Below are 19,399 nucleotides of genomic sequence, written 5' to 3'. Positions count from 1 at the left end.
ATTCTGTAACTTGACATGCTGAAACAACACACAGATAATCATGTCAAACATCAATATTATAATTGAAGAACGTCCAAGCGACATCGGAAACTTCTTAGTGGGCAGGCTGCTGCCTTTCCGGCAGAAGCGTATGGTAGGCCCATTTATATTCATAGACCACATGGGGCCTGCTTTGCTGCATGATAATGAAATGCTGAATATAGGCCCGCATCCGCACATTGGCCTCTCTACCCTAACCTACCTGTTTGAAGGTGCTATTTTGCACCGTGACAGCCTTGGCAGCGAACTTGAAATTGAACCCGGCGCCGTAAACTGGATGACTGCCGGTAAAGGCATTGTGCATAGCGAGCGCAGCCCCGAGCGTGTTCGGCATGTTGACACTATGATGCATGGCCTGCAGATATGGGTTGCCCTGCCAAAGCACCTTGAACAGATGGAACCCTCGTTCACTCACGTAGAAGCTAAAGACCTTCCGGAATGGGTTGAGAATACTGTAAAATTTAAGCTTGTTGCCGGTGAGGCTTTCGGGCGGAAATCTCCAGTGCCGGTGCATAGCCCGCTGTATCTTATTGAACTAAAAAGCACTGCAAAAGCCAATGTTAACCCGTCAGGCGCGTTGTATGGTGAAAGTGGTATTTACATATTAGAAGGAAGCATTGAAAACGACGGTAACACATTCGGCCCAAAACAACTGCTTGTAGCGAAGGACTCATCGCTCTGCAATTTTACAATGGGCGAGAATACAACAATATATATTTTCGGGGGTGAAGCGTTCCCTGAAGAACGCCATATTTACTGGAATTTTGTAGCGACATCACACGAACTTATTGAAGATGCAAAACAACGCTGGCGCAATAAGGAATTCCCGCCGATGCATAATGAAACAGGCTATATACCACTGCCTGAAGACAATCCTGAATTTAAACCTAAACAATAAACACAATGGAAATTCAACACTCTGACGATGGAAAACGCGGCTCATGGAAAGCCGTTGAAGGCGCTACTGAAGCCGGGCTTATGGACTATGTTTGGGCCGGTGAAGATAAGTTTATCATTGAACATACGCATGGCAATCCTGAATTTAAAGGCGTTGGTATGAAACTGCTGGAAAAGGCAGTAGCCTTTGCACGTGAAAAGAACATTAAGATTATACCGCTTTGCCCGTTTGCAAAGAAGATGTTTGAGCGCCACGAAGATATTAGAGATGTACTTGCATAAAAAAGCGCGGTTTGAAACCGCGCTTTTTTATTAAGCTCTCAGCTTATAGTCCCTTAGCTTTTTAAAGATTCCATATCTATTACAAAACGATATTTCACATCGCTCTTTTCCATACGGTCATACGCCTCGTTTATGTACTGCATGTCAATCACTTCAACTTCAGATGTGATGTTGTTTTCGGCGCAATAATCAAGCATTTCCTGAGTTTCGGCAATACCGCCAATCAGGCTGCCCATAATTTTTTTACGCTTCATGATCAGGCTGAATGCGGGTACTTTTGAGGGGTCGGTAGGGATACCCACAACCACCATTGTTCCGTTTTTGGCAAGAAGGTCGAGGTAGGGAGCGTATTCATGTGGTGCCGATACCGTATTAATAATAACGTCGAAAGTATTCGCGCTTGCCTTCATCTGCGCTTTATCTGATGTCAGTACAAAATTGTGCGCACCCAGTTTTTTGGCGTCTGCTTCTTTTGAGGGTGATGAGCTAAGCATGGTAACTTCAGCACCGAAAGCGGCTGCAAACTTAACGGCCATATGCCCCAGCCCTCCAAGGCCAAGCACACCAACTTTGTGACCTTTACCTACACCCAGGTAACGCAGCGGTGAATAGGTAGTGATACCTGCACACAGCAATGGCGCTACACCCTTCAGGTCAAGCTTATCGCTTACATGTAGCACATAATTTTCATCAACGGTGATAGTTGTTGAGTAACCTCCGTAAGTTGGGATGTTTGTGCCGCGCTCATAACTGTTATAGGTGGCCGTCATACCTTCATCACAATACTGCTCCTCACCTTCCCTGCAGCTTTGGCATTTACGGCACGAATCTACAAAACACCCAACGCCTGCAAGTTCACCTTCCTTAAATTTGGTTACATCAGAACCTACTTTGGTAATTCGCCCTACAATTTCATGCCCGGGAACAAGCGGGTATATTGCCGGCCCCCAGTCGCCTTTCGCGGTATGTATATCGCTGTGGCAAACACCACTGAAAAGAATATCTATCTGTACCTGGTTAGCGCCAACCTCTTTTCGGTCGAACTCAAAAGGCTTCAGCGGGGTTTCCGCATCGTATGCTGCAAATGCTTTTACTTGTGTCATTTCTCTATTTTTAAATTGATGCTTAAAAGTAGTAAATACTTTACACAACCAATGATTAACGGACGTTAATTAATCATCACAAAAACCTGTAGCCCATTCCAAATGTCCAGATTTGCTTATTATTATTGTCATAGCCGTAGTAAGGGGTTATCAGCATCCATTTACGGTATTCTATTATTGGTGAAACTGCCAGCCTGGGTACAGCTTTATCATCCATAATAAACAATGACGGAAACGCCCCTACCCCAACCTTTAAATTCTTCCTGAATTTATACTTCAGGCTTGGACCGCCAACGTTTATTCCCATAGCTTTGTTTCCGTAAGAAACGCCGAGCATACCGTCAAACCCTGCTTCAAATTTGTCTTTGATGGTTGCAGAAGCTGGTACCTCGGGCTGTTGCTGAGCGGCAATAGCCAGGCTGCACAGTATTGAAAATACAGTGCAAAAGTGTTTTAATATGTTCATTAGCTTAAGGTTTAAGTATGAGTAGCGATGGTGTATTGTTTAGCCATGTACTGCGTGATTCCACAAGCTTTTTCCAGCTGTCAACGCTTATTACCATAAGGTCCTGTTCCTGCAAAAACTCTTTTTCGAGCTTGCGCTCGTTGAGCAGCCGTATGTGGTTTGGCACCGTTTGCTCTATACTGCGGATGGTTTCCTTGATATCGGTGTTATTTTTGATGTTACCGGCAGCATCAAGCACGGTTACCTGCGAGCCTGCATTGCTTATAAGCTTTTGGGCGAAATCTATCAAGAAAGCATCGTTTTCATCAAAAATCGTTACGAAGACCCGGTCGGTTGATTGAAACTCCTTATCAACCAATATACCTACAGGAGCAGTTGTTTTGCCCAAAATGTGCTGTGTACGCTCATCAAACGGTGAGTTTTCAAAGAGCTTTTCTTTACCTGTAAAAGTATTGATAAGGTTTTCAGGATTGATGATACGTGTTGTGAACCCAAGTATTTTGCCAAGCAATGTCCCTTCAAAAATTGACTGCCCTATATCAATCAGCACCAGGTCAAACTCTCCTTTGTTAGCCACAGTAGCAATATCGCTATCCATTTCAGTGCTTGCCTTAAATAGCGTTGTTACCTTTTGGTTCAGGCTTTCCGCTTCAGCCAGTACAGGCTTAAAACTTTCCTGTTCGTATTCTTCAAGGTTAAATGTATGTATCTCATTACTTGGCATGATATGCATTGCCGTAACCATTGCATTGCCATTCATCCTCCTCACAAAGCTGTTAGCAAGCTTTACAAGGGTTTTGCCTCCCTCAGGACTGTCAAATGACACAAGTACCTTAAACTTACTCGCCTGCCTTATCTCCTGCGGTATATAATTCTTTCTGCGGTTATAGATGTAGCCAATCAGATCGAGCGCAGGGCCTGTCATAAACGTAGTTGCCAGTGCCATGATAACCATCATCGAGAAAATTTCTGTTGACAGCACGCCAAGATCGTAACCAATATTCAGCACTATGAGCTCCATAAGGCCACGGGTATTCATAAGGGCACCTATGGTTAAGCTGTCACGCCAGTTCTGCCCCAGAAATTTAGCGGTAAGCGCACTGCCGACAAATTTACCTACCACGGCAACAAGTATAATCAGGCCGCAAACATTCCATAGGGAGGGGTCATCAAGAAGGCCGATTTGCGTGCGGAGACCTGTGAAAACAAAGAATAGCGGCAACAGCATCACCTGTGATACATCTTCTACCTTTTCTATAAAAATGCTCCTGAAACGCATACTCTCCGGCATAATAGCGCCTGCCATGAACGCACCGAAAAGTGCATGGATACCAATGATTTCGGTTGCATATGCAGAAAGCAGAAGCGTGAGGAAAAATATAGCAACAACAGGCCTCGAGACCGTTTCTTTGTTAGCATAAAGGTCACCTATACGTTTTAAAAACGGCCTTACCATGTACATCATTACACCAACGTATATTATTGAAAGGCCTATAACATATAGCGAACTTGTAAATGAACCTGCTTTTACAATGGCAATAACCGCAGCAAGTATGCACCATGCCGTGACATCATCGGCAGCCGCGCAGGTTATGACCATAGCGCCAATCCGGGTGCGGTGCAGCCCGCGCTCCTGTACAATACGTGCCAGAACAGGAAAAGCTGTAATACTCATGGCAATACCCATAAACAATGCAAACGACATAAACTCAACACCTGCCGGTGCAAATTCGGTATACACGTAATAGGACAGGCCAATGCCAAGCGTAAAGGGTATGATAATGCTTGCATGACTGATGACCACGGCATCTTTCGCCTTGTTCTGCAACGCTTTCAGGTCGAGCTCCATACCCACAACATACATGAATAATATAAGCCCGATCTGGCTCAGGAATTGCAAATTTGGCAATGATGCTGCAGGGAACAGCAGTGCAGAATATTCAGGAAAGAATGTGCCTACCAGGGAAGGGCCAAGCACAATACCGGCAATCATTTCTCCAATTACCGTTGGCTGCCCTATTTTACGGCAAATCCATCCAAAAATACGGGCTACCAGTATAATGGTTACAATTTGTACCAGCAATATTGCAAGCGGGTGAGTAAGGTTATGATGCAGTGAGTCTATAAACTCTGCCCACTGGCCTTTGCCTGTTGCAGCGGCTGCGGTAATTTCCCGGCCATTTTCAAGCAATACGCCCTGTTTTAATGTCCAGTATATTATGGCTGAAAATATAGCGACGACAGCAACATAAAAAATGCTTCCCTTAAAATTCTTCATAGTTGTGTAAATTCTGCTGCAATATTAAATAGAATTTAACATTAACCTGTAAGTGAAATACTACTATGTTAAGGTTTTGTAACGAACACGTTTAATTATGTAATGAAATCACTTCCGTACTTTTTCGCCAAAAGCCGAGCGGTAAATTTCACTTAACGGAAATGCATAAGGTGAACCATCAGGCTGGTTAATGTTTGCCCTTATTTCTTCATGGGTATAATAGGCTACATTGCGTAAAGCAATTGCAGTTTTTTTGTTGATGCGGGTAAAATCATCGTCAGGCAACATATCCAACAGTTTTTCAAATGATGCATTTTTTACTGTAATTCTGCTGCCATCGTTCATTATAATAATTTTATCGCGGCTGTCAATTTCAGATGTAAGGATGCAGAATATCTTATCAGGGTCAAGCAGCGCTTTTCCTTTATCAGTATTCAGCTGTATTTGCTTTGGCTTCACGCGTTTCTGCCCGCCCAGGAACTTTTGCACCTTTTCAATCGCTTGTTGTAACCTTTCAGCCTTTACCGGCTTTACAAGATAATCAACAGCGTTTTTTTCAAAGGCATCAAGCGCAAATTCTTTATAGGCCGTGGTAAAAATTACTGCCTTTCCCCTGAGCGCTTCAGCTACCTGCAAGCCGTTTACACCCGGCATTTCAATATCAGTAATCAGCAGGTCAAATTCCATATCCTGCCACTCATCCAGCAGCAATTGCGGATTGTTGTAAGCCTTAACAACTTCAAGTTGCGGCTGCTGCTCGCATATCATTTTAAGGAATGTAAGCCCAGGCAGCTCATCATCAAGCAGTAAGCATTTTATTTTTGTGTTCAAGCAGGTCAATTTTTAATTTGGCAACATAAATGTCTTCTTCGCTGTAGCGTTCCAGCCTGAAGGCAGATCCATAAATTATGCGCAGGCGCTGTTCCAGCGTTACAGTTCCTATACCGCCATGTTCTTTATGGAAAGCGGCTTTACCTGATATTTTGTTTGAGACTGTAAGCGTAAAAGTACCGTCTTTAAACTCAATCATCACGGTAATAAATGCATCAGGACTTTGCAAGTCGGCATGCTTAAAAGCATTTTCAATCAGGTCGATAGATATGAGCGGCGCCATGATCTTTTCATTGTACAGCGCATCCATCTCATCCATCTTTTTTTAACGGTGATGGAAAACAGCGGACTTATCTTTATCTTATTAATTTCTATAAGATTAAGCGCAAAATCAATTTCTTCGCGCGGACTCACAAAACGGTTTTGGCTCTCATAGAGTATATAGTCCAGTACGTTTGACAATTTGTCCATTGCGAAATAAGTCTGGTAAGCGTGCGATTGTATAGAATTAAGAATGTTCTTAAACAAGTGCGGATTAAGCCTTGCCTCAAGCGTTTGCAACTGAAGGGTGTTCATTCGGTTCTCCATCTCTACAAAGCGCGATTCCAGCTGCCGCCTTACTTTGAGGTGGCGCTTCATAAGCAGGTACAGCCAGATAATTACGATTGCTGCAACACCTGTGATAACCAATAAAATGATTGATAATTCTGTCACTGTTATTGCTTTACCGGTTTACCGGCTTCCTTCCAGGCATCCATTCCGCCATCCAGTTCCACAATTGTTTTAAAGCCTTTATTTTTCAGGATTTCGGTAGCTTCAGCGCTACGCCCCCCTGCCTTACAGTAAACATAAACAGGCTTATTCTTGTCGAGTTTATCTACACGCTGTTCAAAGTCTTTATCATAGACGTGCATATTCACTGCCCCGGCAATATACCCAGACTGATATTCTTTAGGCGTGCGCACGTCTATAACCTGGCCTTTTTGGGCAGCCATTTTCTTTTCAAAGGCGGCAGGGGCAACAAGCTCCACTTTCTGCTTTTGTTGGGCATTTGTTATTGTTGAAACAGTAACAAGCAGTAAAAACAATATCTTTTTCATCAGTTTATTTTTTAATTGTAAATGTATTCGCAATCACGGCAAGCTCTTTGTCTGTAAGCCTGGAAGTATTTTTCAGCATCTGTGTAAATTCTGCAACTTCAGCGGCATCAGCAGGGCAGCCAAGATTCTCGCCTTTAGAATTAAAAGAATCTTCAAGAACTTTTCCGTTAGCATCGAGAATCACCCAAAACGGTATGCCTGACTTTTCAGCTTTGTAAGTTTTCAGCAATTCGTCTGCGCCGGGATTTTCAAGTGATTTGTTCTTTGGCGATTCCTGTACGGTAAGGTATGTGGTAACATAATTTTTATCAAAAAGCGGCTTGCATTCAGGTGTCTGCATGTTATTTTCCATCTTTTTGCACCACTTGCACCATGATGCATGAAACATAACAAATACTTTCTTATTTTCTTTCTTAGCCTGCGCCTGTGCCGTAGCTAATACTTCTTTTGCTGATGGCTGCTGTGCCAGGGAAATAGTGGAGGCGGCCAAAAACAAGCTTATGGTGAGCAAAAATGATTTCATATTAATTGCTTTATTGTTACAGATGCAAGTTAGTAAATTAAAAGTGTGCCAATAATTATAATTTAAGGAATTTTTAAGATTTGATATATTTGAAGTTACATGTAAAAATTGCTATTTTCACACAATAATTGAAACTCATACACCACATGAAAAAACACAGGGACATCCTGATTATTGAAGATGATGAAGATGACAGGGATATCTTAAAAGAGATTTTCCGTGATTTGGGATATAAAAACAACCTTGTGTTTTTTGCTGACAGTACCCAGGTTGTAGAGTACCTGCGAAGGCCTGAGATACAGCCATTTATTATTATTTCTGACATCAACATGCCTAAACTTGGTGGTTTTGAGCTGCGTAACATCATTATGAACGAAGAGATTTTGATGGATAAGGACATACCCTACATCTTTATTTCAAATGCGCAGGACGAAAGTTCTATCAAAGAAGCCAACAAACTCTCAGTGCAGGGTTTCATCCAGAAAGGTGACGATTACAACAAATACAAAGAAAAAATCAAGAACCTTATTGACTACTGGAAAGAAAACATCAACTCTTTCACATCACCGAAAAAAAATAAATAAGCCCTCAGTTGAGGGCTTTATTTTTTCAAGAATATCAAGGCGCTGTTACCGGCCCCTGCCATTGGGTAATGCCTCCTGCGAGGTTATAGGCATTAGCAAAGCCCAACTGGTTCATGATATTGCAGGCTTGCCCGCTGCGGGCTCCTGCCGCGCAGTAAACGTAGTAGTTTTTGGTTTTGTCAAGCTTTTCTACCTCATCAATAAAGCCCTGGCCTTTGTAAATATCAATATTCACGGCACCGGGTATAATACCGCGGTTGTATTCATCGGCGGTGCGCACATCAAGAATCACAGCATTGCTGTCCGCTTGAGCGTTTTCCCACCATTCGTTTTGGTTTAGGTTCATTTTTTAAAGATTTACAGCAAAGATATTATGCTTTGATTGAACAGCCAATAGCCTTTGTCTCTTTAACGGCAACATCTTTACCGGCGAGCAAAGCATCAACTGCAGCCTCGGCGTAGCGTTGTTTTACCGCGCTTTCGTCTTCATAATTATCGTCAATCGCGCCAATATATTTCACCACATTGCCTTTAGCTGTTTTCTGCAGGATGTAGACATGCGGAGTCTTGGTAGCGCCGTACTGAGGGTAAATCTTCTGCCCTTCGTCAAGCAGGTACGGGAATGTAAATTTCTTTTCTTTGGCACGTTCCTGCATTTTAGGGAAACTGTCATCCTTCTGCTTTTCAGGATTATTTGGGTTAATGGCAACAACAGGGTAACCCAGCTTTTTATACTTTTTGTCTAACGTAATAATCCTGTCTTCATAGGCCTGTGCATACGGGCAATGGTTACAGGTAAATATTACAATGTAGCCTTTGGCATCTTTCATATCTTTCAGGGATACCATTTTACCGTCAACATTCTTCAATGAGAAATCCGTTGCTGTGTCGCCAACCTTGTAACCGGCAGCAGTGTCTTTCACTGTAAAAGCTGCCACAAGCCCTGCGGCAAGAAACAGCCCTAAAAATTTGATTGCTTTCATTTTATTTGATTTAAAAATTGAATGATTAATGATTTAAAATTTTATTATTTAGCGTTCATAACTTCGTTTACTGCCTTCTCCAGCTCAGCATACTCAAAAGACTTCTCGTAAAATTTACGCACTTTTTTGTTGTAAATAAGAGTAGCCGGTATAGTGCCACTCCATGATTTGTCGATTTTAGGTATCCAGTTGTTACTGTCAGGGTCGCGTAAAAGCACCACATCGCTCTTGAGGTTCTTCTTTTTGATGAAAGGCAGCAGCTTACTCTCTACCATCTTAGCCATGTCAAGGCTCACCAGCAGCACCTTAACTTTTTTTCCTTTATATTGCTGGTTCAGCTTTTCAAAGTGTGGCAGTTCTTTAACACATGGCACACACCAGGTAGCCCAAAAATTCACAACATAGGTAGTGTCATTTTTTTGGTTCAGGAAGTAAGCCAACTTTTCGTAATCATATGCTTTAATGCTAACACCTTCTTTCGTATAAATCTTTATCGGAGCGGGTGCTTTCGCCTGCCCTGTCGCCAGCAAGCCATAAAAAAGAACCAAGGCTGTCAATAATTTCTTCATTTTGAATATTCAGATTTTCTATGAGTATAAATGTACTCAATTATCAGGCCAATGCAAGAATTAACATTTCTTTAACAATGACATTTGTACATACAAATAAAAAACATCTATACATTTGTACATACAAATTTTGTAATTACAATTATGACACTGGAGGAAGCATTGAAATCGAAATTACAATACCCGATAGAAAGGCGGACAGTTCTTAATATTGCTTACACGCAAAATGTGCTTGCCGAAGCTTTTAATGAATTGATAAAACAGCATGACATTTCGCCTGAGCAGTTTAATGTACTCCGGATATTGCGCGGACAAAAAGGTAACCCTATCAATATGAGTGATATTGGCGAGCGCATGATAGCACGAACAAGCAATACTACGCGCCTTGTTGATAAACTTTTACTCAAGGAACTGGTAACGCGTGACATTTGCCCCGGCAACCGCCGCAAGATGGAAATACGGATAACTGATAAAGGCCTTGACCTGCTCAAAACGCTTGACCCGATTGTAGACGGTCACGAACAAAAATTTGCTGCAAACCTCTCTATGGAAGAGCTAGTGTTGCTTAATGAACTATTAGAAAAATTCAGATCAATTTAAATATGACAGATTATATAGAAAGCCTTAACTGGCGATACGCTGTTAAGAAATATGACCCAGCACGGAAAGTCTCAGATATAGACATTGAAAAGCTTAAAGAAGCCGTTCAGCTCAGCGTATCATCAATGGGACTGCAGCCTTACAAGGTTATCATAGTTGAAGACAAGGATGTAAAAGAAAAACTTGCCGATGCCTTTTCAGGCAACGACAAAAACCTGGCGGTGGCGGCATCACATATATTTATCTTCGCCAATGAGGTAAATGTAAATGAGGCCCACATTGACAGCTACATTGAGAATATCGCAGAAACACGTGGCATTGCCAAAGAAGATGTTTCCGGTTTTGAAGCATCAATGAAAGGCTATATAAGCAGCCTTACCGAAGAGCAGAAAAACAACTGGACAGCAAAACAGGCTTACATAGCCATGTCAGGCCTGATAAATGCCGCTGCAGTACTTCGCATCGACACAACGCCTATGGAAGGGTTTAATGCAGCAGGGGTTAATGAGATACTTAAACTCGAAGAAAAGGGCTTAAATGCAGCCGTAATAACTACAGTGGGCTATCGCGCTGATGATGATGCAAGCCAAAACCTGAAGAAGGTACGCAAACCAGAAAACGAACTTTTTATAACCATTTAATTCAATAACTTTTAAAACTAAATTTTTTAAACATCATGAGAAATCTGAAATCTATTGCAATTGCACTTGTTGTAGCGCTTGGTACCCTTACGGCTACAGCACAATCTAAAAAAATCAATACAACCACCAGCGATATCAAATGGGTTGGTAAGAAAACGGGTGGCGAGCACAGCGGCTTCATCAAATTTAAAGATGGTAAGCTTGATTTTAAAGGCGGAAAACTTACAGGTGGTAATTTTACTGTTGACATGAACTCACTAACAGTAACCGATATAAGCGGTGAAGGAAAGCAAAACCTTGAAGGCCACCTTAAAGCTGAAGATTTCTTCGGTACGGCTAAATACCCTACATCTAAGCTTGTATTTAAATCAATCAAGGCTAAATCTGCTAACGTATACACTGTAACAGGCGACCTTACAATCAAGAACATCACTAAGCCGGTAACTTTTGACCTGACAGTGAACAAGAATTCTGCTACAACTACGTTCTCTGTAGACAGGACTAAGTATGACATCAAATACAAATCAAAAAATTTCTTTGAAGGCCTTGGTGACAACTTCATCTATGATGACTTTGACCTGACAGTAAATCTGCAATTCTAATTATTTTAGATTTTTATTGAAGTGAGCCTCGCTATATGCGGGGCTTTTTTTGTAGTAAGAGCCTGTTTGCTACTAAGTCGCCGAGCTACTTAGCGAGCTCTACTATTTGAACAAACAATTGAAATAAGCTATTTTAATTTTCTAATAACTAAAAATCTACAAATATTTAAAACAGGCAACATCCCATAGCCTACCAGCTTTAGAGCTTCCTCCCTATCTTTGCGCAAAACTTCTATCATGCGTAAAATTCTGGTCATAGACAATTACGACAGTTTCACATACAATCTTGTACATTACCTGGAAGCGCCCAACAACGAAGTCACGGTAATTCGCAATGACGAAGTTGACATTGAGGATATCGCTGCGTATGATAAAATCGTGCTGTCACCCGGCCCGGGAATCCCTTCAGAAGCCGGGCAGTTACTGGAAGTCATCAGGAAATACGCCCCGGCTAAAAGCATACTTGGCATCTGCCTAGGCCAACAAGCCATTGCAGAGGCTTTTGGCGGAAGCCTTATTAACCTCAACACCGTACATCATGGCGTGGCTTCAACAGTAAAAACCACAGTTGATGATGAAGTGCTTTTTAGAAATTTGCCTGCGCAGATTGAAGTAGGAAGGTATCATTCATGGAGTGTAAACCGTGCTGATTTTCCCGAAGTCCTGGAAGTGACTTCTACAGATGAGAATGGCGAAATCATGTCGCTGCGCCATCGCGTTTTTGATGTCAGGGCAGTGCAATTTCACCCTGAAAGCATACTTACTCCACAAGGAAAAAAGATAATTGACAACTGGCTACCATATTAAACTTTTTATACAATTAATTCAATTCAATGTACTGGTAATTAAATTTTTAAACTCAAATATAAAATCGAGTTGATTATTTTCTTACATCTTTATTTGTTATAAAAATTGATATTTTAACCCTTTTCAAAGATATGTTTGGCAAGGGGTTAACAGCAGTTGATATTACCCCGTTGTAACTTAGTGGTAAAATTAAATGAGATATGAAAAGGCTATTTATTTTACTTACACTATGTTTGTTTATTTCATGTGGTGATGACGATGTTCAGCAACCCGATTTCAGTAATAACGGCATTGGTAACCCTTACACCGGAAGTGTGATAGGGATACGTAAAACAGTGGGGCTCTCTATAGAAGGCGAAGCAGTAAACCTAAGCTGCGCAATTGAAAATCCGTCAGAAAAAAATTATGCATTTGAGTTTCATGAAGACGGTACCTTCTACCTGTATCACAACTGTGACCCTGATGCCGAAATTGTTGGCGAAGGTACTTATACCACTACCGGAAATGTACTTACACTAAACCTCAACGGGCAGACAGGAAAGGCACATATGGTGTACGTTGGGAATGACACGCTTGAGTTCAGGTTCACGATAGGCTCATCAGGCCTGTTCTACAACCATACGTTTACAGTGCTGAATGTATAAGGGTAAGTTCCAAAAATCAAATAACAAAATTACAAAGTATGTCAGGCTGAGCTGAGTGAAGCTGTTCCTCACTGAAAGGGCTTAGTGTGTATTCTATCACTGTAATAGCGCTTCAACAAGCTCATCGTGACAGTTTCATTTATTACAATGCAAATGCTATTTACCCTTATTCTTTTCATAAACCTCGGTAAATTTCTCTCTGATGATCATTTGAAAATTATAAACGCTTTTGTTGGCAACAGGATCGATATAGGCATCCCGTACAGAATAAGTCTGTTCTTTTGTTTCAATTGAAACATAAGTGACGTTGCCGTCTGTTTGGGGCTCGGGTTTCTTTTGTCCTACTTTTTCAAATTCAGCTATTGAAAACGAACGGACCAGCCTATCCCAATATTTCTTCTGGGTTTTTTCTTTTATAATGATCTTCTTGCGTGTGTTTTTTAATTCACCTTTGATAGAATCTTTGGTTATTATTACCTTGGCAACACCTCCCATACTGCTGTCGGAATAAGTGATTCTTTTAACTGCCTGGCAATGGCCGTTAAAAGCTGCAAAAATCAATAGGAGGGCTAATATTGTCTTCATGGCAATTGAATATTATTATAATATTAATATTTAATTTAACTTTCCTCAAACCTAAAACCCGCAACCCACTAACGGGTAAACACTAGCGTATTCCCCTTGCTTAGCTTTGCATCAAAAGAATATCCGTCATAGTCAAAACCCTTTAGTCCTTTCAGGGTCTTCACGTTTTTATCAATGATGTAGCGCACCATCATCCCCCTCGCTTTTTTAGCAAAAAAGCTCACCATGCGCAGGTTGCCTTCAGGGTCATAATCACGAAACTCCGGGGTAATTACAGGCACTTTAAGGGCTTTTTCGTCAATAGCGTCAAAATATTCTTTGCTAGCCAGGTTTACAAAAAGCTCCTTTTCCTTAAGTTCGGCATTCAGGGCATCAGTGATAGTTTGTTTCCAGAAAGCATACAAATCCTTATCCTCTCCTACTTCCAGCTTTGTTCCCATTTCCAGCCGGTAAGGCTGTATCAGGTCAAGTGGTTTCAGCAGTCCGTAAAGCCCTGAAAGTATCCGCAAAGTATCCTGTATTTTTCCAATCTTGTTTGCTGGTATTGTATAAGCATCGAGCCCCGTGTATACATCACCGTTAAAGGCATACATGGCAGGCCGGGCATTTTTAGTGGTAAAAGGTGTTTTCCATTCCTGGTTGCGCTGCCAGTTCAGGTCAGCCAGCTTATCCGAAATCGACATAAGTTCGCTCAATTCCTTTGGCGACTTTTCCTTCAGCTCCTCATGCACTATTTCAGCCCTGTCCAGAAATGCAGGCTGCGTGTTGCGGCGGGTTGGAAGTTTAGTCTCAAAATCAAGCGTTTTGGCCGGAGATATAACGATTTTCATGGAATGGAGTTTATATCACAAATGTAGGAAGATTTTGTATATTGGCTGCGAAAGCTGCTGAGCGATCAGCTGCTGAGCTTTATACGGAATTCTAAAATTCTAAAATCCAAATCAACGAATAAACAAATCAACGAATTAACCAATATGCCTGACTATATCATAGAAGCGCAGTCACTCAACTTCCGCTTCTCTAAACACCGTAAAGTGCTTGACAATGTGTCGCTGCACATCCCGAAAGGTTCCATCTACGGGTTCCTTGGCCCGAACGGTGCGGGTAAATCTACCACCATGCGCCTTCTTACAGGCATACTGCCCGAGCAGGAAGACGCCATTAAAATATTCGGCAAGCCGCTTAAGGGCCAGCTGCCGCAGGTGTTTGACAATATTGGGTCGCTTGTTGAAAGCCCTGCCCTGTACCTGCACCTGAGCGGATATGACAACCTTAAGTACATAGCCAAGCTCCGCAATGTGCCCGAAAGCCGTATTGCCGCAGTGCTGGAGCTGGTTGACCTACAGCGCGATGCAAAGCGCAAGGCGAAACAATATTCGCTTGGTATGAAGCAAAGGCTGGCCATTGCGATGTCACTACTCAGTGAACCCGAACTGCTGTTGTTGGATGAACCGGTGAACGGCCTTGACCCCAATGGCATCCAGGACATTCGAAAACTGCTTGTAAGGCTCAATCGCGAGAAAGGCGTAACAATATTCGTCTCAAGCCATTTGTTGTCTGAAATCGAAAAAATGTGTACCCACGTGGGCATCATCGCCAACGGCAAGCTGCGTTTTGAAGGTACAATTGCAGAACTCGGCCAGCAATCGGGCGTGTGTAAAGTACAACTAACCCTTGACGACGCCTCTGCATGGCACGCGCGCCTTTCGGCGGATAATGAAAACGTAACGCTTGACGGCATGCAGCAGCTCACCCTGGAACTGCCGGGCCGCTATGATATACCGGCGCTGTCTAAAAAACTGATTGACGGCGGCGCACAGCTGTATGAACTAAAGATACTGAACGGCCTTGAAGAATGGTTCATGGCGCTTGTAAACCAACGATAACCAACAAAAGTAACGCAATGCAAAACTTTATCACTGCACTTAAGGCAGAACATCTTAAAAAGAAAGGCACGGGCATTTACCTTGTTGCCATTATAGTAAGCGCCTTACTACCGGTAACGTTCATGACGGCCACCCTGGTACAGGGTACTGAAAGACTGGGTAAAGGCCTGCCGTACAATCATTACCAAAACTTCATTGAACAACCCCTAAGCGGCTTTACTGATTTTTTCTTCCCGCTTCTTATCATCATAACGGCAAGCCGCATCACACAGCTTGATCATCGTAACGGCGGCTGGCAGCTTATGGAAACGCAACCCATTAAAAAATCATCCATCTATTTTTCTAAATTTACGGTATTGCTTGAGACCAACCTCATCGCAATACTGTCATTCACGGCACTAAGCTTTGCAATGGCAGGCATAGTTGAGCTGGGTATGGCTCTGCCTAAGAATGCCACCGCCGATTTTGAAACAGGCCGTTTCTTACTGCTTATACTTCGCATCTTCCTGGCAGGATTGTTCTTCACAGCGCTGCAATACTGCATCTCAGTATTGTTGCCGAGCTTTATATGGTCAATCGTTATAGGCTTTGCCATACTGTTGCTGCAGGGAATTCTTGCGGTTAACGGACTTAACTTTGACTGGTACCCTATCCAGATTTTAGACAAAGTATCAAAATATCCGCTGGGCAGCCAGCTGGGCTACCCCATAACCTATTCTGAAGTTGCTTCGATCCTGCTGGCTATGATTGTTCTCTATATCGGCTTTAACTGGTACAGGCACAAGAAATTCACGTGGGCATTCTTCGGCAGTGCACAACGGGGGGCTGGCGTTGGCGGGTGTGGTCATACTCTTTGGCGGGTTGCTGGTGTACACACTTATCCCGAACCAGACGGCACGCCACGGCAGAACTGTTGTTGCGGGTACTATTGACAGTGATGTCCCGTTGAAAATGCTATTCATAAAAGACAATTTTATAGATGAGACCGTTGCTGCTATTCCGCTTAAGGGTAATACTTTCCATTACGTGATTGATAAAGATGTGCCGCTTGACAAATACCGCATGATACTTGATAACTCGGTGCAGTTCGAAATGATACTCGGCACAAAAGACAGCGTTTATGCCGATATAAAGTTTAAAAACAATACCGGCGATGTAAAGTTTACCGGCACGCGCCTGGCCGAAAACCAGGTTACCGGAGAAATACAGGGATGGAGTTATGTAGAGTATTACCTGCAGGATAACATGTTTATAGACCTGCCCGACAGGTTTACAGACCAGCTTGTTGATGACTGGAATGATGCCATGAATGAGTCGGGCAGGTTTAAGACTGTTGATAACTACATTCCCGGTGATGACTTTACACAGAAAAACAAAAAGGTGATCACCATAAAATTCCTGAACTACTGGACAGCTTTTCTTAAAAAGCGTGAAGCAATGTTTCCCGGAAAGGAAACAAAAGAAACATCTGACATAAAGAGAATGAAGGAAATGGTAAGGCTTGATGACGAAAGCCTGTTGAGCGACCACTCTTATTTTGACTATGTAATGTATCAGCTTATATCTGAAAACAAGGCCGACATACCTGAAGATACCAAAGCGCTGCAGGCCATCGCGGCAATGAAGCCGGGTAGTTATAAAGACAAAATGCTATATTACCAGCTTAAAAAGAGCGTGGAGGAAGCGGCAGATAAAGCCGAACGTGACAGCCTGCTGAACCGCTACCTCTATACGTTTAGAGATAAAAAATACTCTGCCGTGATAGCCGATAAGGCACGCATTATAGAAAGCCTGGGAAAAGGCAAGCCTGCACCTGTGTTTGATGCTATTACCGTTGATAAGCAACCATTTAACCTTGCGCAACTGAAAGGCAAATATGTTGTGATTGATGTTTGGGCTACCTGGTGCGTGCCGTGCCGGATACAGTCGCCGCACTTTGAGAAAATGGCGATAAAGTATAAAGATGAGCCCGTGAAGTTTGTGGCAGCAAGCACTGACAGGCGCATTAATGACTGGTTTGTTGAGGCAAAGGGTAAGTCAAAATCGGTGTTGCAGGTACACCTGAATGACGCAAACCTGTTTCAGGAGGCGTATGATGTACAGGGAATTCCGAGATTTATCCTGATAGGCCCCGGGGGTGAGCTTATTAATGCCAGGATGCCTTTCCCGGAAGACCGATTGTTTGAAAAAGAACTGCGAGAGGCGCTTGGGCTGAAAGAAAATAAGTAAATTTAGCCACAAGCATACAGGCACTTAGCCACAAGTTGAGAAATGATGAAATTAATACTCACATCATTACATAAGAACAAAGACCTGCTGCTATACGGCCTTGGCCTTGCCTTGCTGCTTATAGGGCTGCGTTGGCTTGAATTTCGGTTTTTGCTGGCGACTTATACTCCTGAGATCTTTACCGGGGCTATTGCCGCTGTATTCACCGGGCTCGGTATTTGGCTGGCGCTAAAGCTTGCCAAGCCTAAGACTATTGTGGTTGAGAAAGAGGTGGCGGTTTATGTAAACGAAAATGTATTTATACGCGACGAAAAAGCGCTAGAAGAAACAGGCATAAGCCCACGTGAGCTCGAGGTGCTTGAACTTATGGCCGATGGGCTGAGCAATGCCGAAATAGCGGACAAGCTTTTTGTATCGCTTAATACAGTAAAAACGCATTCTTCAAAAATATTTGAGAAACTTGAGGTGAAACGCCGCACTCAGGCCGTGGAGACTGCGAAAAGGATGCGGATTATCTCGTAAATCATCCTAAAGTATTAGCCGGAACCACAGCATAACCTGCAACTTTGCACCAAAATGAAAACCAAAAATAACATGGCAAGAGTAACAGGAATAGGCGGATTGTTCTTCCGCTCAAAAGACAACAAAGCGCTGGGCGCATGGTATGAAAAATACTTCGGGATTACATTTTCAATGGATAAAGAAGTATGGAGGCAGGATGCAGGGCCGACTGTTTTCTCGCCCTTTAAAGAGACAACAGACTACTTCGGAAGGCCAGACCAGCAGTTTATGGTAAACCTTCGAGTGGAGGGGCTGGATGAGCTGATTGAAACCATGAAGGCTGACGGCGTAAAGGTTGACGATAACCGCATGGAAGACGAAATAGGCAAATTTGCCTGGATATATGACCCGGAAGGCTACAAAATTGAGCTTTGGGAGCCTTCGGATCACGCGAAGTAAATTTTTAGAAGAGTTGCATTCCCCTCTTTCAGAGGGGATGCCAATCGTGACATAACCTCGAGATTTCTCCGCTACGCTGCGCTTCGGTCGAAATGGAATAAACAGCCCTGCAACTAGTCACGCTGAGCTTGTCGAAGCGCCGAAATAAACAGTCCACTTCGACAGGCTCAGTGTGACTGTTTATTTTCCTTATCTTGCAGTCATGTATCAGCAAATCAATGAAAATATAAGCCGCTACGTATCTTTCAGCAAAGAAGAGCTAAATGTGCTTAATTCATTGCTTGAACATAAAGTTGTGCCGAAGAAAACCATCATGCTGCATGAAGGTGAAATGTGCAACTTCGAAGCATTTGTGGTGAAAGGCTGCGTACGCAAATACTATATAGACGAGAATGGCTTTGAAGTCATACTGCAGTTCGCCACAGAAAATGCCTGGGTAAGCGATATCTCCTTCAGCATATATGAAGATAAGCCCAGTAAGGTTTTTATTGAAACGCTTGAGGACAGCGAGTTCCTTACCTTCTCACCCCAAACCAAAGAAGAACTTTTTGCCCGCGCCCCGCGATTCGAAAGGGCATTCCGCATACTCCTTCAGCGCCATCTTTCTGCTACACAAAACAGGTTATTCCACACTATAGCCATGCCCGCACAGGAACGATACCTTGAATTCCTAGAGCAATACCCTACACTGCCCCAACGGGTGGCACAGCACTACATAGCCTCGTATCTTGGCATTTCACCTGAGTTTCTGAGTAAAATAAGGAAGAAGTTAACTAAAGGCTGATTTATG

Annotated in this window: 27 protein-coding genes; 14 read left to right on the top strand and 13 right to left on the bottom strand. The window is 42.8% G+C overall.

Annotated features, from left to right (window positions below; all coding sequences use genetic code 11):
* The first annotated feature begins 40 nt into the window (after positions 1-40).
* Together LRS05_RS07690 and LRS05_RS07685 are read left to right on the top strand one after the other, a co-directional pair.
* On the top strand, positions 41-937 hold the full coding sequence (locus tag LRS05_RS07690; RefSeq protein WP_257867778.1) for a pirin family protein: 897 nt from the start codon (positions 41-43) through the stop codon (positions 935-937).
* 5 nt (positions 938-942) lie between these two features.
* On the top strand, positions 943-1,218 hold the full coding sequence (locus LRS05_RS07685) for a GNAT family N-acetyltransferase (RefSeq protein WP_257867777.1): 276 nt from the start codon (positions 943-945) through the stop codon (positions 1,216-1,218).
* Between the two features lie 53 nt (positions 1,219-1,271).
* On the opposite strand, the gene LRS05_RS07680 is transcribed toward LRS05_RS07685, so the two are convergent.
* From LRS05_RS07680 to LRS05_RS07645, 8 genes are all read right to left on the bottom strand, one after another.
* Positions 1,272-2,321, bottom strand: a complete 1,050-nt coding sequence (locus tag LRS05_RS07680; protein ID WP_257867776.1) for an NAD(P)-dependent alcohol dehydrogenase — start codon at positions 2,319-2,321, stop codon at positions 1,272-1,274.
* Between the two features lie 76 nt (positions 2,322-2,397).
* Positions 2,398-2,787: a hypothetical protein gene (locus LRS05_RS07675; RefSeq protein WP_257867775.1), complete on the bottom strand. Its 390-nt coding sequence runs from the start codon at positions 2,785-2,787 to the stop codon at positions 2,398-2,400.
* A gap of 4 nt (positions 2,788-2,791) precedes the next feature.
* On the bottom strand, positions 2,792-5,065 hold the full coding sequence (locus LRS05_RS07670; RefSeq protein WP_257867774.1) for a cation:proton antiporter: 2,274 nt from the start codon (positions 5,063-5,065) through the stop codon (positions 2,792-2,794).
* A 108-nt stretch (positions 5,066-5,173) separates the two neighbouring features.
* On the bottom strand, positions 5,174-5,896 hold the full coding sequence (locus LRS05_RS07665) for a LytTR family DNA-binding domain-containing protein (protein ID WP_257867773.1): 723 nt from the start codon (positions 5,894-5,896) through the stop codon (positions 5,174-5,176).
* Positions 5,865-6,206, bottom strand: a complete 342-nt coding sequence (locus LRS05_RS07660) for a hypothetical protein (RefSeq protein WP_257867772.1) — start codon at positions 6,204-6,206, stop codon at positions 5,865-5,867. The genes LRS05_RS07665 and LRS05_RS07660 overlap by 32 nt, the downstream gene beginning before the upstream one ends.
* Entirely contained in the window at positions 6,152-6,610 is a 459-nt protein-coding gene (locus tag LRS05_RS07655) for a histidine kinase (RefSeq protein WP_257867771.1), read from the bottom strand. Before LRS05_RS07655 ends, LRS05_RS07660 begins: the two co-directional genes overlap by 55 nt.
* A 2-nt stretch (positions 6,611-6,612) precedes the next feature.
* The gene (locus LRS05_RS07650) at positions 6,613-6,996 is read right to left on the bottom strand and encodes a rhodanese-like domain-containing protein (RefSeq protein WP_257867770.1); all 384 of its coding nucleotides are present in this window, start codon (positions 6,994-6,996) and stop codon (positions 6,613-6,615) included.
* A gap of 4 nt (positions 6,997-7,000) precedes the next feature.
* The gene (locus tag LRS05_RS07645) at positions 7,001-7,519 is read right to left on the bottom strand and encodes a thioredoxin family protein (RefSeq protein WP_257867769.1); all 519 of its coding nucleotides are present in this window, start codon (positions 7,517-7,519) and stop codon (positions 7,001-7,003) included.
* Positions 7,520-7,665: 146 nt separating this feature from the next.
* Between LRS05_RS07645 and LRS05_RS07640 the strand changes: the two genes are divergently transcribed.
* Positions 7,666-8,103 carry a response regulator gene (locus LRS05_RS07640; protein WP_257867768.1) on the top strand — a complete coding sequence of 146 codons (438 nt, stop codon included), beginning with the start codon at positions 7,666-7,668 and terminating at the stop codon, positions 8,101-8,103.
* 34 nt (positions 8,104-8,137) lie between these two features.
* Here the strand turns inward: LRS05_RS07640 and LRS05_RS07635 are convergent, their stop codons facing one another.
* The 3 genes from LRS05_RS07635 to LRS05_RS07625 are packed head-to-tail and all read right to left on the bottom strand — an operon-like array spanning position 8,138 to position 9,655.
* Positions 8,138-8,449 carry a rhodanese-like domain-containing protein gene (locus LRS05_RS07635; RefSeq protein WP_257867767.1) on the bottom strand — a complete coding sequence of 104 codons (312 nt, stop codon included), beginning with the start codon at positions 8,447-8,449 and terminating at the stop codon, positions 8,138-8,140.
* Positions 8,450-8,474: 25 nt separating this feature from the next.
* Positions 8,475-9,086 (bottom strand): thioredoxin family protein, encoded by a 612-nt coding sequence (locus LRS05_RS07630; protein WP_257867766.1) that lies wholly within the window; start codon positions 9,084-9,086, stop codon positions 8,475-8,477.
* Positions 9,087-9,130: 44 nt separating this feature from the next.
* Entirely contained in the window at positions 9,131-9,655 is a 525-nt protein-coding gene (locus tag LRS05_RS07625) for a TlpA disulfide reductase family protein (protein WP_257867765.1), read from the bottom strand.
* Between the two features lie 144 nt (positions 9,656-9,799).
* On the opposite strand from LRS05_RS07625, the gene LRS05_RS07620 reads away from it, so the two are divergent.
* From LRS05_RS07620 to LRS05_RS07600, 5 genes are all read left to right on the top strand, one after another.
* Positions 9,800-10,255, top strand: coding sequence for a MarR family winged helix-turn-helix transcriptional regulator (locus LRS05_RS07620; RefSeq protein WP_257867764.1), 456 nt, complete (start codon positions 9,800-9,802; stop codon positions 10,253-10,255).
* 2 nt (positions 10,256-10,257) lie between these two features.
* Positions 10,258-10,896: an NAD(P)H-dependent oxidoreductase gene (locus LRS05_RS07615; protein ID WP_257867763.1), complete on the top strand. Its 639-nt coding sequence runs from the start codon at positions 10,258-10,260 to the stop codon at positions 10,894-10,896.
* 35 nt (positions 10,897-10,931) lie between these two features.
* Positions 10,932-11,498 (top strand): YceI family protein, encoded by a 567-nt coding sequence (locus LRS05_RS07610; RefSeq protein ID WP_257867762.1) that lies wholly within the window; start codon positions 10,932-10,934, stop codon positions 11,496-11,498.
* Between the two features lie 237 nt (positions 11,499-11,735).
* Positions 11,736-12,305: an aminodeoxychorismate/anthranilate synthase component II gene (locus LRS05_RS07605; RefSeq protein WP_257867761.1), complete on the top strand. Its 570-nt coding sequence runs from the start codon at positions 11,736-11,738 to the stop codon at positions 12,303-12,305.
* A gap of 200 nt (positions 12,306-12,505) precedes the next feature.
* A complete protein-coding gene (locus tag LRS05_RS07600) occupies positions 12,506-12,949 on the top strand; it encodes a lipocalin family protein (protein ID WP_257867760.1) in 444 nt (147 codons plus the stop codon).
* 156 nt (positions 12,950-13,105) lie between these two features.
* Here LRS05_RS07600 and LRS05_RS07595 read toward each other — a convergent pair whose 3' ends face one another.
* A complete protein-coding gene (locus LRS05_RS07595; protein ID WP_257867759.1) occupies positions 13,106-13,534 on the bottom strand; it encodes a hypothetical protein in 429 nt (142 codons plus the stop codon).
* A gap of 68 nt (positions 13,535-13,602) precedes the next feature.
* The gene (yaaA, locus tag LRS05_RS07590; RefSeq protein ID WP_257867758.1) at positions 13,603-14,364 is read right to left on the bottom strand and encodes a peroxide stress protein YaaA; all 762 of its coding nucleotides are present in this window, start codon (positions 14,362-14,364) and stop codon (positions 13,603-13,605) included.
* A gap of 144 nt (positions 14,365-14,508) precedes the next feature.
* On the opposite strand from yaaA, the gene LRS05_RS07585 reads away from it, so the two are divergent.
* From LRS05_RS07585 to LRS05_RS07560, 6 genes are all read left to right on the top strand, one after another.
* Positions 14,509-15,420, top strand: a complete 912-nt coding sequence (locus LRS05_RS07585) for an ABC transporter ATP-binding protein (protein ID WP_257867757.1) — start codon at positions 14,509-14,511, stop codon at positions 15,418-15,420.
* A 17-nt stretch (positions 15,421-15,437) separates the two neighbouring features.
* A complete protein-coding gene (locus LRS05_RS07580) occupies positions 15,438-16,352 on the top strand; it encodes an ABC transporter permease (protein ID WP_257867756.1) in 915 nt (304 codons plus the stop codon).
* Positions 16,353-16,371: 19 nt separating this feature from the next.
* Positions 16,372-17,649 carry a TlpA disulfide reductase family protein gene (locus tag LRS05_RS17260; protein ID WP_308224966.1) on the top strand — a complete coding sequence of 426 codons (1,278 nt, stop codon included), beginning with the start codon at positions 16,372-16,374 and terminating at the stop codon, positions 17,647-17,649.
* A gap of 42 nt (positions 17,650-17,691) precedes the next feature.
* Complete coding sequence (locus tag LRS05_RS07570; RefSeq protein ID WP_257867755.1) at positions 17,692-18,171, top strand: response regulator transcription factor; 480 nt, start codon at positions 17,692-17,694, stop codon at positions 18,169-18,171.
* Between the two features lie 72 nt (positions 18,172-18,243).
* Positions 18,244-18,609, top strand: a complete 366-nt coding sequence (locus tag LRS05_RS07565) for a VOC family protein (protein ID WP_257867754.1) — start codon at positions 18,244-18,246, stop codon at positions 18,607-18,609.
* A 202-nt stretch (positions 18,610-18,811) separates the two neighbouring features.
* A complete protein-coding gene (locus LRS05_RS07560) occupies positions 18,812-19,393 on the top strand; it encodes a Crp/Fnr family transcriptional regulator (RefSeq protein ID WP_257867753.1) in 582 nt (193 codons plus the stop codon).
* Positions 19,394-19,399 lie beyond the last annotated feature (6 nt).

This window comes from Flavobacterium sp. J372 (genome assembly GCF_024699965.1).
Classification (GTDB): Bacteria; Bacteroidota; Bacteroidia; order Flavobacteriales; family Flavobacteriaceae; genus Flavobacterium.
The sequence above is the reverse complement of the archived record's forward strand: the minus strand, read 5'-3'. Positions and strand labels throughout refer to the sequence as shown.